This is a genomic window from Oleiphilus sp. HI0067 (assembly GCF_001635735.1).
Genome location: NZ_LWFI01001360.1, coordinates 1 through 761 on the forward strand (window position 1 = coordinate 1; position 761 = coordinate 761).

The 761-nt window shown below is 43.8% G+C and carries 2 pseudogenes; both read right to left on the reverse strand.

From position 1 onward, the window contains the following. Positions 1-193, reverse strand: a pseudogene (locus tag A3739_RS31030) (amino acid ABC transporter permease); the annotation flags it as partial. A 74-nt stretch (positions 194-267) separates the two neighbouring features. Continuing rightward, positions 268-761, reverse strand: a pseudogene (locus A3739_RS30225) (amino acid ABC transporter substrate-binding protein); the annotation flags it as partial.

Below are 761 nucleotides of genomic sequence, written 5' to 3' on the forward strand. Positions count from 1 at the left end.
AGGCGGTAAATAGAAAATCAAAACCGCTCTTTATGCCTCGCGCCTCCATATTGTTCAGCGCATTTGAAACTATAGAATAGAAAAAATAACCCAGTCCAAACAATAGTAAAGCCTGATATAAGATGGCCCTAACTCTTGGGTTATTGAGCATTGAGCCTGAGCTCGATGCTTTTGCACGAATTTCTTCGGACATATAGTGCCTCTAGTCTTGGGGTGTAATTTAGAACGGCAAAAGGGGCATAAAGCCCCTTTATTTACCTATTCGAATTAACGAATCGGTGGTGAGTACAGGAAGCCACCTTTATTCCATTGCTCGTTAATGCCACGTGCAATTTTAAGAGGAGAACCCATACCTACATTACGCTCGAATGACTCGCCGTAATTACCTACTTGTGAAACGATGTTGTAAGCCCAATCAGCACTTAAACCAAGCTTCTCGCCAGCATCACCTTCAGTCCCAAGAAGACGCTTCTGAGCAGGCTTACCGTTGTCTTTCATATCAGCTGCGTTCGCAGAATCGACACCCAAGAACTCAGCTTCGATCATTGCTACCAAAGACCACTTAGCGATGTTGAACCACTCGTCATCACCCTGACGAACAACTGGACCTAGAGGTTCCTTAGAGATAACTTCTGGAAGAACCATTGCTGAATCTGGATCCTTCAAACCAATACGAATTGCGTATAACTGCGATTGGTCAGAAGTAAGAACATCACAACGACCACTTTCAAAACCAGCACGTGTTTGATCTGAAGTATCAA